Origin of the sequence: Chryseobacterium sp. G0162 (assembly GCF_003815715.1) — a bacterium.
In the GTDB taxonomy this organism is placed as follows: domain Bacteria; phylum Bacteroidota; class Bacteroidia; order Flavobacteriales; family Weeksellaceae; genus Chryseobacterium.
This window is the reverse complement of record NZ_CP033922.1, coordinates 2,138,601-2,152,712: the sequence shown is the minus strand read 5'-3', so window position 1 is coordinate 2,152,712 and position 14,112 is coordinate 2,138,601. Positions and strand designations below refer to the sequence as shown.

The 14,112-nt window shown below is 35.9% G+C and carries 11 protein-coding genes; 4 read left to right on the top strand and 7 right to left on the bottom strand.

Annotation, left to right across the window (positions count from 1 at the left end):
• Window positions 1-97: 97 nt before the first annotated feature.
• From EG344_RS09875 to EG344_RS09845, 7 genes are all read right to left on the bottom strand, one after another.
• Complete coding sequence (locus EG344_RS09875) at window positions 98-2,197, bottom strand: T9SS type B sorting domain-containing protein (RefSeq protein ID WP_123909290.1); 2,100 nt, start codon at window positions 2,195-2,197, stop codon at window positions 98-100.
• Window positions 2,198-2,231: 34 nt separating this feature from the next.
• Window positions 2,232-2,819, bottom strand: a complete 588-nt coding sequence (locus EG344_RS09870; RefSeq protein WP_123909289.1) for a hypothetical protein — start codon at window positions 2,817-2,819, stop codon at window positions 2,232-2,234.
• 298 nt (window positions 2,820-3,117) lie between these two features.
• A complete protein-coding gene (locus EG344_RS09865) occupies window positions 3,118-4,353 on the bottom strand; it encodes an MFS transporter (protein ID WP_123909288.1) in 1,236 nt (411 codons plus the stop codon).
• Between the two features lie 92 nt (window positions 4,354-4,445).
• Entirely contained in the window at window positions 4,446-4,808 is a 363-nt protein-coding gene (locus EG344_RS09860) for a hypothetical protein (protein ID WP_123909287.1), read from the bottom strand.
• Between the two features lie 69 nt (window positions 4,809-4,877).
• The gene (locus EG344_RS09855; RefSeq protein WP_123909286.1) at window positions 4,878-6,377 is read right to left on the bottom strand and encodes a GH3 auxin-responsive promoter family protein; all 1,500 of its coding nucleotides are present in this window, start codon (window positions 6,375-6,377) and stop codon (window positions 4,878-4,880) included.
• 139 nt (window positions 6,378-6,516) lie between these two features.
• The gene (locus EG344_RS09850) at window positions 6,517-6,813 is read right to left on the bottom strand and encodes a hypothetical protein (protein ID WP_123909285.1); all 297 of its coding nucleotides are present in this window, start codon (window positions 6,811-6,813) and stop codon (window positions 6,517-6,519) included.
• Between the two features lie 176 nt (window positions 6,814-6,989).
• Window positions 6,990-7,385, bottom strand: a complete 396-nt coding sequence (locus tag EG344_RS09845) for a hypothetical protein (RefSeq protein WP_123909284.1) — start codon at window positions 7,383-7,385, stop codon at window positions 6,990-6,992.
• Between the two features lie 251 nt (window positions 7,386-7,636).
• Here EG344_RS09845 and mfd point away from each other — a divergent pair, with 251 nt between their 5' ends.
• The 4 genes from mfd (at window position 7,637) to EG344_RS09825 (ending at window position 13,777) form a co-directional block, all read left to right on the top strand.
• Window positions 7,637-11,005, top strand: a complete 3,369-nt coding sequence (gene mfd, locus EG344_RS09840; protein ID WP_123909283.1) for a transcription-repair coupling factor — start codon at window positions 7,637-7,639, stop codon at window positions 11,003-11,005.
• 370 nt (window positions 11,006-11,375) lie between these two features.
• A complete protein-coding gene (locus EG344_RS09835) occupies window positions 11,376-12,197 on the top strand; it encodes a hypothetical protein (RefSeq protein ID WP_123909282.1) in 822 nt (273 codons plus the stop codon).
• Window positions 12,198-12,206: 9 nt separating this feature from the next.
• Window positions 12,207-13,028 (top strand): hypothetical protein, encoded by an 822-nt coding sequence (locus EG344_RS09830; RefSeq protein WP_123909281.1) that lies wholly within the window; start codon window positions 12,207-12,209, stop codon window positions 13,026-13,028.
• An 8-nt stretch (window positions 13,029-13,036) separates the two neighbouring features.
• Window positions 13,037-13,777 carry a hypothetical protein gene (locus EG344_RS09825; RefSeq protein WP_123909280.1) on the top strand — a complete coding sequence of 247 codons (741 nt, stop codon included), beginning with the start codon at window positions 13,037-13,039 and terminating at the stop codon, window positions 13,775-13,777.
• Window positions 13,778-14,112 lie beyond the last annotated feature (335 nt).

Sequence of the window (14,112 nt, the reverse complement as noted above, 5' to 3'; positions counted from 1 at the left end):
TAGCAGTCTTTGTGAAAATACGACCAATAGGAGGTTGGGTATGTTGATAAAAAAATCACCTCAGTTGAGGTGACTTTTTTATTATATAAGTGAGAGGTTACTCTCTGTTTTTCACAATAATCCATCCTGAGAATTTGAATGGTGTGTTCTTTTGGTTATTCTCATTCCAGGTTAATGAGTACCAATAAGTACCAGTAGGTATTTTTTTACCGGCAATTGTTCCGTCCCATTTGTATCCATTGGATTTGTCAGCCTGGTGAATTTTAACACCATATCTGTCGAAAATACTTAAAGTCAGATTTAGTTTGCCTGCAATTGCAGAGTAATCCATAACATCATTAATTCCGTCTCCGTTTGGAGTGATAACGTTGACGATGTTAGGTACTAATGCCTCAATTTCAATAGGATCACAATCGTAAGCATCTTTTACATATATTTTGTAATTACCTCTTGCAACATTAGTGAATACATTAGAATCCTGCCATACAACATTGTCTATAGAGTACTTGTAGTCAGGAGTTCCTCCAATTACATTAACTGTTAGATTTGTTGTAGATACATCAATGCTTGTGATTACAGGTTGCTCAGAAGGGTATACTGTTACCTTTTGAGTGGAAATACATTCTCCAACTTTACTGGTAAGCTTTACCCAATAGGTGCCTACTCCTACATTGCTGATGCTTTGTGTCGTTGCTCCGGTGCTCCATTCGTATTTTTTGAATCCAGGTCCTGCATCCAGAGTGGTTTTGTCTTCCATACAGATGATTTTATCCTTAAGTACGCTGGATTTTTCCGGAGGAAGTACTTTAAGTGTTACTTTAACAACATTGAAGCATCCAAGATTGTCATATACTCTTACATATATTACACCATTAGGAGCGGTATAGGTCTTATAGTTTGTTATTTCATTGGTTGCATCTACAGCATCAGCCAGTGAAGGGAAGTACTTTTTCTTATAACCAGAAGCTGCTGTTATAACCGGTGCGTTTTCAAGGTTGAACAGCCCCATAGAAGGCGTTGCTTCTATATGACACTCAGTAAGTGTAGGTTCGGCAAGAACTTTTACCAGCGGGTGGAATTTTAATTTAATTTCTGTAATCGTAATACATCCATACTCGTTGGTTGCTTTTACAAAAGCGGATCCTTCAGCAGAAACATATTGATAAGGATTGGTTATTTCGTTAATGACATGGTCCAGGTCATACATTGAAGGGTAGTACTTTACAGTAAGATTAGGGGTTAGTCCTATATCTGCTGTTGATAAGTCATATAATGCTGTTCCTGAGTTGTTATTGCTACATGAGGTAAGTTCTCCGGGAGTTAATGCAAAAGATCTGTCAAAAAACTTGATGTCTCCAAATTCCCTACACTGATTTAAGAAGTTAACGGGTTTGGTAGGGTCAACATAAGAAATAGAGTAAGTATAATTCGCAGTTGTATTTACCGGAATAGGGGTTGTGATAGGGTCGTAATCACTCGCCGCATCCGCTGCACTTCGGTAATATTTTATAACAAAATTAGGGTTGTTATTTCTGATGTGATTGGATAGTGTGGCGAAATCAAATGTTACAGGATTTCCACAAATGTCAATATTTCCATCCTGTTTCGGGCCAGGCTTTAGAAACGGGAAAGGTTGGTAGATTTTTAATGAATTGTTGTCAAATGGAGTAAGCAGTGTTGCTGTTCCTCCGAAGCTTAACTTGAAAGGGGCAACCTCTGTTGAGTAGTTATTTAAAAATAAATGATATACCTGTCCTGGAAGTACATCGATATATTTTACAAATCCAGTTCCGCCACCGCCTTCTGTAATCTCTGTAGAAGTCATATCAAGTCCTGTTAAAGGTGGAGTGATAGAACTTCCTAATCCTGCAAAAGAACATCTTAGAGGTGTTTCTCTTATGTTGGCGCAGTCGTGGTTTGGACCGTAAAGTGCAAAGTCGTAATCGATGCTGGCTGCTGTAGGACCTATGGGGGTGACTAGAAAGGTAAGTGTTCCAGCTGTTTGTATGCTGAAAGTAAACCACATAGAGTTTGTTTCGTTGGTTAGACAGCCACTTCCTTCTTTTGTGCTTCCGTACCCATTAGGTTTCAGGGAGATCTCTGAATCACTGCATATGGGTATAGCGGTGATGCAGTCCTGTTGTGCAAAAACCATTTGGGTAATGAAAATTAGAAAAATCAGTAGATATTTTTTCATTTTGACCGATTTAAAATTGAATCCTTAATGTGAGTTATTTGTTCGTTTGGATAAGTTGTTTACCCCATCCTGGTACAGAATCTAGTGCTGTTGCAGCTTTTTGATATTGCATCTCAGCTTCAGATTTGTTTCCGGATTTTTCAGCTGACTTTGCCTTTAAAATCGCCAGTCTGGGATTGTTAGGATCAGAGTTCTCAGCTTTGGAAATAAACTGTGTAATAGCTTGTGCTCCTTTTGCAGGATATCTGTAAATGCCTATCTGCATACTTTGAAGAGTGATAAGGCCTAAAAGAGTATTTATTTCAGCATTGTCTGGCTGCGAGAGTGAGGTTCCAAGTGCAAATTTTTCAGCCATTGCATTTGATTCAGTAGCTGAAGCAGTAGACTTTTTTGATAATAATTCTGCTTTAAGATACATAGACACAGCAGCATAGTAATTAGCTTGCCATTTTTCAGAAGTTTTGGTTTCTGTAAATTTCTTAAACAGTTTGTCGAAATCACCTTCAGTATTGGTGGTATTGAGCTGTAAAGCGCTTTGTTGTAATGCTTTGTCAGTAAAAGTCTGAGCGCTTGCCCAGAAACCAGTCACGAAAAAGCTTAAAATAAATAAAAGTTTATTCATAAAGGGGGTATTTGTGACAAATATATGAAATTATTAATGTTTAATGATGAATTGTGATATATATTTATGAATATGGCTTATTGTTTCGATATGTGGTATTTTTTATTTTTGGTTGGTTTATATGGAAATTGTAATATTTGTTGGGTTTTTGTTTTTAAATTGTGGTGTGAATTGTGAGTTATTTGAAATAAATTAGGTATAAAATAAAAATAAGGATAGAAAATATTCTATCCTTATTTTATAGGGGTGTGATTTTTGTTGGTTTTAAGTGTTTTTAAATCAATTGATAATAAAATTGCTAATATTGCATCTTTCTCAGTTTTGGATTGGTGCTTCCAACAACTAAGGCTACCAGGACTGTCATGCATCCGCCAAATACTACAGAGCGAACTACACCTAGTAATTTAGCCATTACTCCACTTTCAAATTGTCCCATCTCATTGCTGGACATAATAAATATAGAATTAACACTCAATACACGTCCTCTTATATGATCTGGAGTTTTTAACTGTACAATGGTTCCTCTAATGACTACGGAAATACCATCAAGCATTCCACTTAATACCAGGAACATAAAAGAAAGCCAGTAAAGTTTTGATAGCCCAAATCCTACAATACAGATTCCAAATCCGGTCACTACCGCAAGCAGTATTTTTCCCTGGTTTTTACGTAAAGGAATAATAGATAAAAGTGTGATAATGAACATGGAACCAATATCAGAAGCAGCGTTCAGTAGACCAAATCCTTCGGCACCTGAATTCAGGATATCTGTTGCAAATACAGGAATCATAGCTACTGCTCCTCCAAAAAGTACGGCAAACATGTCAAGGCACAAAGCGCCCAGAATTTCCTTTGTTTTAAAGATATAAGTAATTCCCTCACGCATACTTTCCACAACATCTACATTTTCTTTCTTATGCTCAGAATGCTGCTGGCTCAGTTGCCAGAAAAAAAGCGAGGCAATAAATATCAGAGATAAAATAACAACCAATGTCCATCGTACTCCGAAATATCCGATAAGAAGTCCTCCGGCCGCATGTCCGCAAACTGAAGATATCAGGAAGGTTGCCTGGTTAAGAGTAACCGCATTGGGTAAGTTTTCTTTCTTTACAATTTTAGGAATCATAGAAGGAACAATGGGACCTATAAAGGCTCTTGCTATTCCTGTAAAAAATATAACTCCATAAATGAAATAGGTGATCTGATGCCCTGTAAAATGCATTTGAACATTGAAAAAAGCAGGAATCAAAAGAAGTCCGATGAGAAAAATATAAGCATAATTACAAATGAGTAACAATCTCTTCTTTTCATTCATATCAATAACATGGCCGGCATATAAAGCACAGCTCACCGCAGGAATAACCTCTGAAAGTCCGATAAGGCCAATTGAAAAAGGATCTTTGGTTAATTGATACACCCACCATCCTAATAAAGTGGCAAGCATTCTGAAAGCTAAAACAATAAAAAATCTCCCGGTAAGAAGATTTCTGAACTCAACATTTTGTAATGTTTGTAACGGGGTAAAGGAAATCATGAACAAAAATAGCCCTAAAAATTTATTTAGGGCTATGTATATGTCGTTTTTTAAAAGATATATTAAATATATATCAAAAGATAAAATCTATTTTAGTCTGCTCTTGAAGAACTGATAACGATAGCAGCAACTCCTGCCGCTCCGATAATAGTAGCACCTGCTGCAATTCTTGCCTTTCTTCTATCTTTTACTGCTGCTACATTAGATTTTGGAATAATTATTTCTGTACTGTCTTTTTTTCCGGCAGTACCTACAAGATTATCTCCAACAATATTTCTGAATAGTATTTTCTGCTTCGGGGATCCGTCTCTCATGGTAACTTTGTAAACTTTTCCGGCTTCCAGGTTAGAGTAATTGTTTTTTGAAATATCCTCGTTGTATTTTGTAGTCGCGCAAGAGGTAATAACAAATAAAGACGTTAATAAAGATGATTTCAACAGTACAGATGCTTTCATTATTTTCGTTTAGTTTTTCAAATTTATAATTTTTTTTGAATATACGTTTTTGTAATTGAAAAAATATCTCTAAAATTTGTAAATTTCTAACAGATCTGCGATATTTCTGTCATTGGCCAATCTTGGAGTCTTATTTTGTCCGCCCAGTTTTCCCTGGGACTTTGCATATTCGTGGAATGCATTTTTTTTCAGCCTAGTAATATAAAGCTTTTGCAAAATATTTCCGGAAATCAGATCATCATAATAGGTGTTTCTGTTTCTCAGCTGCTGGTCCAGTTCATCTCTGAATGCTTCCATATTTTCAGGATCTTTTTCAAATTCAATCAGCCATTCGTGATAAGGAAGACCCTCCCCCGGATTAACCTGTGGGGCTAAATGAAATTCAGTGATCTGTGCCGGAAGTTTTTCGAGAGTCGCTTTTAAAGCTTCCTCTACCTCAAATGCAATAACATGCTCTCCGAAGGCTGAAGTAAAATGTTTGGTTCTTCCACTTACCAGAACTCTATATGGTTTTTTATCAATAAATCTTACTACATCGCCAATAGAGTAGGCCCATAATCCTGAGTTAGTTGTTAAAATCAAGGCGTAATCTTTATGAAGCTCAATTTCTTTTAACGTTAATCTTCTGGGATTAGGTTTCCCATATTCTTCCAATGGAATGAATTCATAAAAAATACCATGGTTGGTCAGAAGAAGAAGACCTTCCTTTGTATAATCATCCTGAAAAGCAAAAAATCCTTCAGAAGCAGGAAAAGTTTGAATGATATCTACTTTTCCGCCCAATAAATCTTCCATTTTATCACGGTAAGGTTCATAATTTACACCACCTGTGACAATAAGCTGGAGGTTAGGGAAAAGTTGTTTTATTTTTTTTCCATGTTTTGCAGTCAGTTTTTCAAAATACATGATAAGCCAGGGAGGTATTCCTGAAATCAGGGTCATATTTTGTTTTTCCGTTTCTTCAACAATCTTGTCTACTTTTGCTTCCCAGTCTTCCATGATATTGGTTTCCCAGCTTGGTAATCTGTTTTTTTGAAGATAATTAGGAATATGATGGGCGACAATACCGGATAATCTTCCCGTTTTAATTCCGAAAACTTCTTCCAGTTCAGGACTTCCCTGAAGAAAGATCATTTTTCCGTTAACAAAATCCGCATTGTTCTTTTTGCTGATATAATGGAATAATGCACTTTGAGCCCCTGCAATCTGATAAGGCATTCCTTCTTTAGAGATAGGGATGTATTTTGAACCCGAAGTTGTTCCTGACGTTTTGGCAAAATATTCAGGAGTATCTGTCCATAAGATGTTTCCTTGTCCTTTTTTTACTCTTTCTATGTAAGGTTTTAAATCTTCATAATCGGCAACAGGAACTCTGTCCTGAAAATCCTTTACAGAACGGATGTTTTCAAAATCATGTTCCCGCCCAAAAAGTGTTTTCTGAGCTGTGCTGACAAGGGAAATCAATAAGTCCTCTTGGTTTCTCTCTGCATTTTTTTTGAATTCCTCTGCCTTTTGAACATGTTTTTTTGCCCAGATAAGTGCCGCGTTTTTCTTGAAGAAGTTTAACATGGTTCAAATTTATAAATAAGTAGAGAATTGTGGAATTATTTTTTAGAACGGAAGGCATAAAAAAAACCGATGAAATAAATCCATCGGCTTTTCTCGAAATTTGATTATGAAAATAACAACTATATGTTGATGTTATGCTTTATTTATTTGCTTTATACCTTTTGTCCGGAGTACCATCTTTTTTAAGATGTTTGTTTTCTTTATATCTCTTATCCGGAGTGCCGTCTTTTTTCATTTTAGCGGCAGGTTGAGCAGGTTTTACTTCTGCCGGCTTAGCTGTTTTAGCGGCCATAGGTTTTGCAGCTTTTACTTCTGCAGGTTTAGTGGCGGCAGCTTTTACAGGCGCATGAGGAGTACTTGTAGCGGGAGCAGTCTGCTGAGCAGTAGCAAGGCCTAATCCTAAGACTAATGACATTGCTGATAATAATTTTTTCATAGGAATACTGTTTATTTTTGTTGAATAAAGATATACAAAAAGTAGGCTAAAAATTTTGGTTTTTTAAACTTAACTAAAGTTTATTACAGCTTAAAAAAAAATTAAAGTAGTTTGCTGAAGAATAAAAAAAGCCTGCTTTCGGTTAGGAGAACAGGCTTTTGAATAATTAGTGGATGTTAACGTGTACAATTGGCTGTCCATGTTTTACCATCCTGGGTATAAAAAATTTTCAATGTATTGTTATCAATTCTGATATAAGAAGTGGCAGTAGATCCTACCATTACTAAGGTGTTGTCTCCCTGTTTGTTGAATTCTATTCCATTGAGACTCGGAATACTGTTTGAGAAGGAAAAGTTGTACTTAGTCCCACTGGCAATCTTTGTTACGAATACGCTTCCTGCATCCGTACTGATGTTGGTAGAGCCTCCATCTTTATAAGATACACTTCCTTTATAGGTTCCTGCAAAAAAGTCGTTGTCTGCCGGATCATCATCCTTGCTACACGACCAAAAAGATAATGCTGTAAAAACAAACAGCATCAAAACTCCTAGAATTTTCATTGCTTTTTTCATAATACTACTTTTAATGTTTGGTTCATTGTGAAATCCCAAACACTATGCCATGAGAAAATATTCGATTTTTTTTAACAGGTAATTAATTAAATTAATAAAAAATTAAGATTTAAATAGCCTAAGTAATTCATTTTAAATCTTAAAGTCTGCGGATTTCGATTCAAAGAAAAAAATATCCTTACCTTTGTATACCATTAAACGGTTTCGGAAAACTCCCGAAATCGCTTTTGTCGTTTATACCATTACTATTTATGCAGTTAAAATCCATCAATGAAAAGTTCCTTCCGGATCTGATGCAAAAAGAATTCGGAAAAGAAATTTTTACCCAGTTAGAAAATAGTCAGCATATTGCCGTGAAGGGGAGCGCAGGTTCCTCAGTTTCTGTTTTTGTGGCTGAACTGTTTTTGGTTCAGAAAAAAAATATTCTTTATCTGGTAGATGATAAAGAGGATGCATTGTATGCGAATACCGAAATGGAAGATTTGCTGGGGAAAGAAAAGGTATTGTATTTTCCGGCGACTCACCTTGAGCCTTACCAGGTGGAAAAAACACAGAATGCCAACCTTGTGTTAAGGACAGAAGTACTTAATAAAATCAATTCCGGGAGGTCTCCAAAAGTAATTGTTGCCTATGCCGGAGCTTTATCAGAAAAGGTATTGAAGAAGGAGGATTTTAAAGCCATTTCCCATCATATAAAAGTAGGAGATCAACTGGATTTCGATTTTGTAGATGAACTCCTTAACCATTATCATTTCCAACAGGCAGATTTTGTTTCAGAACCTGGAGAATTTTCTGTACGAGGAGGGATTGTGGATGTATTTTCTTATTCCTATGAAAAACCATACAGGATCACGTTCTTTGGTAATGAAGTAGAAAGCATTAAAACGTTTGACATAGAAACTCAGCTTTCTGTAGATAAAGTGAAAGATTTTCAGTTGGTATCCAATATGAATTTTTCAGTAACGGGAAGCAGGGTTTCATTACTGCAGCTACTGCCTAAAGAAAGCTATGTGGTTTCTAAAAATGGAATGATCGGGATGCAAAAGATTAAAACATTCTATGAAAAATCCCTTGAAAAATATGAAACCTTAAGTAAGGAGGTCGCTCATAGAACTCCACAAGAACTTTTTATTTCTGATCAGGAGTTTTTATTTGATTATAAAAAATTTAAAACGGTTGACTTCGGAAATGTTACTATTGAAGGATTGAAGGATATTGCTGAAGTAAAAATGGAGCAGCTTCCACAACCTTCTTTCCATAAAAACTTTGAGCTTTTGATTGAAGATATGGAAGAAAAGCAGGAAGATGGATTTGATACCTGGATTTCCTTTTCAACGGAAAAGCAGAAAGAAAGATTGGAGTCTATCTTTGAAGAGCTTGAACATGAACTTCCTTTTAAAAGCTTTAAATCAGAACTCCATGAAGGGTTTGTAGATAACGGACACAAGCTGTTGGTATATACCGATCACCAGATCTTTGACCGTTATCAAAGGTATAAGGCTAAAAATACCTTTGCAAAATCAGAGCAGCTTACTTTAAAAGACCTGATGTCTTTGAAGATTGGTGATTATATTGCCCATATCGATCATGGAATCGGAAAGTTTATGGGATTGGTGAAAGTGAATAATGACGGAAAAATTCAGGAATGTTTTAAACTGACCTATAAAAACGGAGATTTATTATATGTCAGTATTCATTCATTGCACAAGATCTCAAAATATAATGGGCCGGATGGAAGGGAGATTGTGCTCAGCAAACTTGGTTCTCCAACCTGGAAGTCTTTAAAACAAAAAACAAAAGCTAAGGTAAAACAGATTGCATTTGATCTTATTAAACTATACGCGCAAAGAAAAACGGCAAAAGGATTTGCTTATACACCAGATTCTTATCTCCAGAATGAGTTGGAAGCAAGCTTTATTTATGAAGATACTCCGGATCAGGAAAAAGCTACTGTAGATGTGAAAAGAGATATGGAAGCGGATACGGTAATGGATCGATTGGTTTGTGGGGATGTAGGTTTCGGAAAAACAGAGGTGGCAATCCGTGCTGCTTTCAAAGCCGCAACAGATGGAAAACAAGTTGCAGTATTGGTTCCTACTACTATTCTGGCATTTCAGCACTATAGAAGTTTCAAGGAGAGACTTAAAGATTTTCCGGTAAATGTTTCCTATGTTAACCGATTCAGAACTGCGAAACAGAAATCTGAAACCCTGGATGCCCTGAAAAACGGAAAAGTAGATATTATTATCGGAACCCATCAGTTAGCAGGCAGTTCTGTTAAATTTAAGGATCTTGGATTATTGATTATTGATGAAGAACATAAATTTGGAGTTTCTGTAAAAGATAAATTAAAAACTCTGAAAAGTAATGTGGATACCCTTACTCTTACTGCTACTCCGATTCCGAGAACATTGCAGTTTTCTTTGATGGCTGCAAGGGATTTATCCGTAATCAAAACACCACCGCCTAACAGGCAGCCGGTAGATACTCAGCTGGTAGGATTTAATGAAGAAATAATTCGTGATGCTATTTCTTATGAAATTCAGAGGGATGGCCAGGTTTATTTCATTAATAACAGAATTGAAAACCTTAAAGATATTGCCGGACTTATCCAACGTCTGGTTCCTGATGCCAGAGTAATTACAGGACATGGGCAGATGGATGGTAAACAGCTGGAGAAGAATGTGCTTGATTTCATGGAAGGAAAGTATGATGTACTTGTTTCTACCACGATTGTAGAAAGTGGAGTGGATGTTCCCAACGCGAATACCATCTTTATCAATGATGCTCAAAGATTTGGAATGGCAGATCTTCACCAGATGAGAGGAAGAGTAGGGCGAAGCAACAGGAAGGCTTTCTGCTTTTTGATTACTCCACCTTATGATATGATGACCTCGGATGCCAGAAAACGTCTGGAGGCTATTGAGCAGTTTTCTGATCTTGGAAGTGGTTTCCAGATTGCGATGAAAGATCTTGAAATTCGTGGGGCTGGAGACTTGCTGGGAGCAGAACAAAGTGGCTTTATCAATGAGATGGGATTTGAAACATACCAGAAACTGATGCAGGAAGCTCTGGAGGAATTGAAGGATGATGTTGATTTTGAGAATCTATTTGATAACGAAGAAGACAGACAGAAGCTTTTCAAATCTGTAAAAGATGTTAATATTGATACGGATCTGGAGCTGATGTTACCGGATTTCTATATCTCCAATACTGAAGAGCGGTTGTTGTTGTATCAGAAAATTGCCGAGATTAGTAATGAAAAAGATCTTTATCAGTTTGAACTTGAACTGATTGACAGGTTCGGTGCATTGCCGAAAGAAGCAGTGAATTTGCTGAAAAGTGTTTCTTTGAAATGGCTTGCCGCAGATATAGGCTTTGAGAAGATTGTAATGAAAAACGGTGTTTTTTTAGGTTATTTCCCAAGCAATCCCCAGGATAAATTCTATCAGACAGACAGATTTAGACATATCATTAATTATTTGACAAGAAATCCCTCAGAAGCACAGCTTAAGGAAAAATCCGGTAAGGAAGGAAACCAACTTATGATGAGAAAAGAACGTATTAAAAACGTAGATGAGGTTAATGTCCTGCTAAAGGCTATTATTGAAAATAATTAAGATATAGTTTTCAAAAATTAAAAAGTTTTCCGTTAACAATGTAAACCATATAAAAAAATTAGTTTTTATATGGTTTTTTGTGATTATTATCATGTTTTTCTGTTAAACTATTCATTTACAAGGGAATTAAGGGCTTTTTATGAGGTTCGAAATCACGTTTTGATGAGAAAAAAACGTTGAATAAACATCGATCAATAAGGGATTTGGAGGGCTTTAGTATTTTAATTGATTTGGAAAAAAAGCTTTTTGTAGAAATAATTCTACTTTTTCATATAATTAATTCTATTGTGTAATGTGTTTATTTCTATAGTTTTAAATATAATAACTGGAATTTTTTCGATTCGTAATTCGTACATTTGCAGTCCTTATTATGAAAAAAATTATATACAGTTGTGTAGTTGGATTTCTTTCTTTCCAAGTCCACGCACAGGTGGGAATCGGGACCACTAAACCAAAATCAACGCTCGATGTGAATGGAAAAACCACTTTAAGAAGAGAACTTAGAGTGGGTGGAACTTCCACTCAGGTAGGAAACGCAGGATTAAACGGACAGGTTTTAGTTTCTCAAGGAGAAGGCAAATCCCCTGTTTGGAAATCGTTAAATGTTCCCTTTATGGAAGAGGGGCAATATAAGCTAATCAATTCGTATTTATCATCTGATCAGGTGGGAATTACCGGTCTTTCCAACAGTGTTCAGGGAGACGGCATTTCTAAAAATAGTGTTGGAGATGATATCAATGACACTTCGAAAGGGAAATGGGTGAAAATTGATGGTCTTAAAAACACATTTACTATTAAAAACGGTAAAAACAGGCTTACTTATCAGTTCCAGACCGGAATTGAAATGAAAGCTCCACAATCTACTACTTCAGAGAATGTACGTTTTGCATGTGCTGTTTTTAGAAATGATAGGCTGGTAGCATTGCGTCCTGATAGAGTTGCTTCTACTAACAATAGCGGAAAATCAGGGATTCAGGATTATATTTTTACTCTTAATTATACAGAACTTAACGTTCCGGTTGGAGTACAGAACCTTGAAATTGCATGCCGCAAGATCAGTACTTCAAATTTAAGCTCTCAGTTTGCTATAGGTCGTGATGTTCAAAGTTCTAATGGAGCATCCAATGCGTTTACATTAGAGTCTAACATGAAGATCGATGTGATTGAGTATGTAACCTATAAATCCAATTAAAACGAACTGATGAAAAATATATTATCCACTTTATTTCTTGCCTCGGGACTGATGCTTTCTGCCCAGGTGGGTATTAATACTGAATCTCCAAAATCAAGATTAGATGTTAACGGAGACTTGAATCTAAGAGATAAAATTGCCGTACTTGATGCTACAGATAACAGTCTTTCTTTAGGAAATAATGACCAGTTATTAGTTTCTCAGGGAGAAGGATATCCGCCTATTTGGAAAACTCTTCGTATTCCTGAATATGAACCAAATAAATTTTATCTGATCTTTAATAACTCTTTCTCAGATAAAGTTGGGGTTGATTTTACGAATAGTGAACAGCCACCAGCAACGAGTACAGGTAAAGCGGCCGCTTTTATAAAGGGAGCCGATTTTTCTACTCTTCCTGCATTTAAAAAAATTAGTGGGTTATCACAGAAAATTCAGGTTTTCAGTACTGAGAGTAAAGCATATTTTCAGTTTGAAACTGTAGTGCAAGCCAATTTTGCGGCTAATGGAAGTACTGATACATCAATAGATTATGCTTGTGGTATTTTTGTAGATGATAAACTGATCAGTTTGAGGCAGAATAACCTTAAGGCAAGTAGTGCTCAGTTTACTTTCATTACCCATAATCAAATTGGAATGGTTGCAAACCTCTCTAAAGGTGAGCATATCGTGAGTGTAGGATGCTCGAGAATTGCATCGTATGGAGATGCTCCTAACAGAAAACTGGCGATAGGAACAAATACAAGTACCAACCTTAATAGCTTTATTGCTCAATCATCTTTGAAAGTTGATGTATATGAAATTCCACAAGTGTTTAACACGATTATAAAATAAAACCAAGTATGAAAAAAATATTTTTTGTTCAATTTTTATTAATTATTGGGCTTATTGAAGCTCAAGTCGGTATTAACACTCCAAATCCTGTTAATAAGTTAGATATAAATGGAGATCTCAATATAAGAAAGGAGCTAAGAACTAATGGTACAGATGCACTGAAAGGATCTTCGGGTAATAATGGAGACATCTTTCATAATAATTCGACAATGACTGCCAATGACTGGAAAAGTATTAAAATAGCTGATGGGCAGGGAAGTATGTCTCTGTTTTCTATTAATACGGTTGCAGATCAAACAGGAGTTACATTTAATAGTAATGGAAATCCAGTACCTTATAATGAAAATGATGATTTGACAAGCAGCTGGATTGTAATCCCTCAGGCAGTGGATACTTTTTCTGTAACAAGTGCTATCAATAAAGTAACATTTTCATTTCAAACCACTGCCCAAAAGGCAAACAATGGTACATCATCTGCTGGTTTTGCCTGCGGTGTTTTTGTAGATAATAAACTTAAAGCCGTGAGAGCTGATGTATTGCAGGGAGATAGTGGAGCTTATAAGATCTTCAATCTTAATGCAACACTTGAGAATCTTGCCCAAAAAAATAAATATTCAGTTAAAGTAGCCTGTATAAACAGGACGTTGAATGGTAATGCACTTGGAGTAGGAGCAGCGGTGGATACAGGAGCCCTTAAGGCTGACATGGCACAATCTGTTTTAACAACATCTGTATTGCAGCCATATTAATTTTCAAATTTATATAATAAATAAGAATCTAAAAGCGTTATGTTTTTAGATTTTTTTTATTTATTGGCTTTATTCTTTATGAATTTATTGGTTTTGATAGCCTGTGTTGTGTAAAATTGAATTATATTTGAACAAATTAAAAATATATGGTAAAAAACTATTTTCTTAATGTGTTTGCTTGTATTACTCCTTTCGAGGTACTGGCTTCACTTCATACAGTAGGGAGACATCAAAACCCAAATCAATTTGCGATAACAGGCCTCAAAATCTGATGTTTACCTATCCACAATTATAGGTGAATAATTATTGCTAATCTTATCAGAATATAAATAATC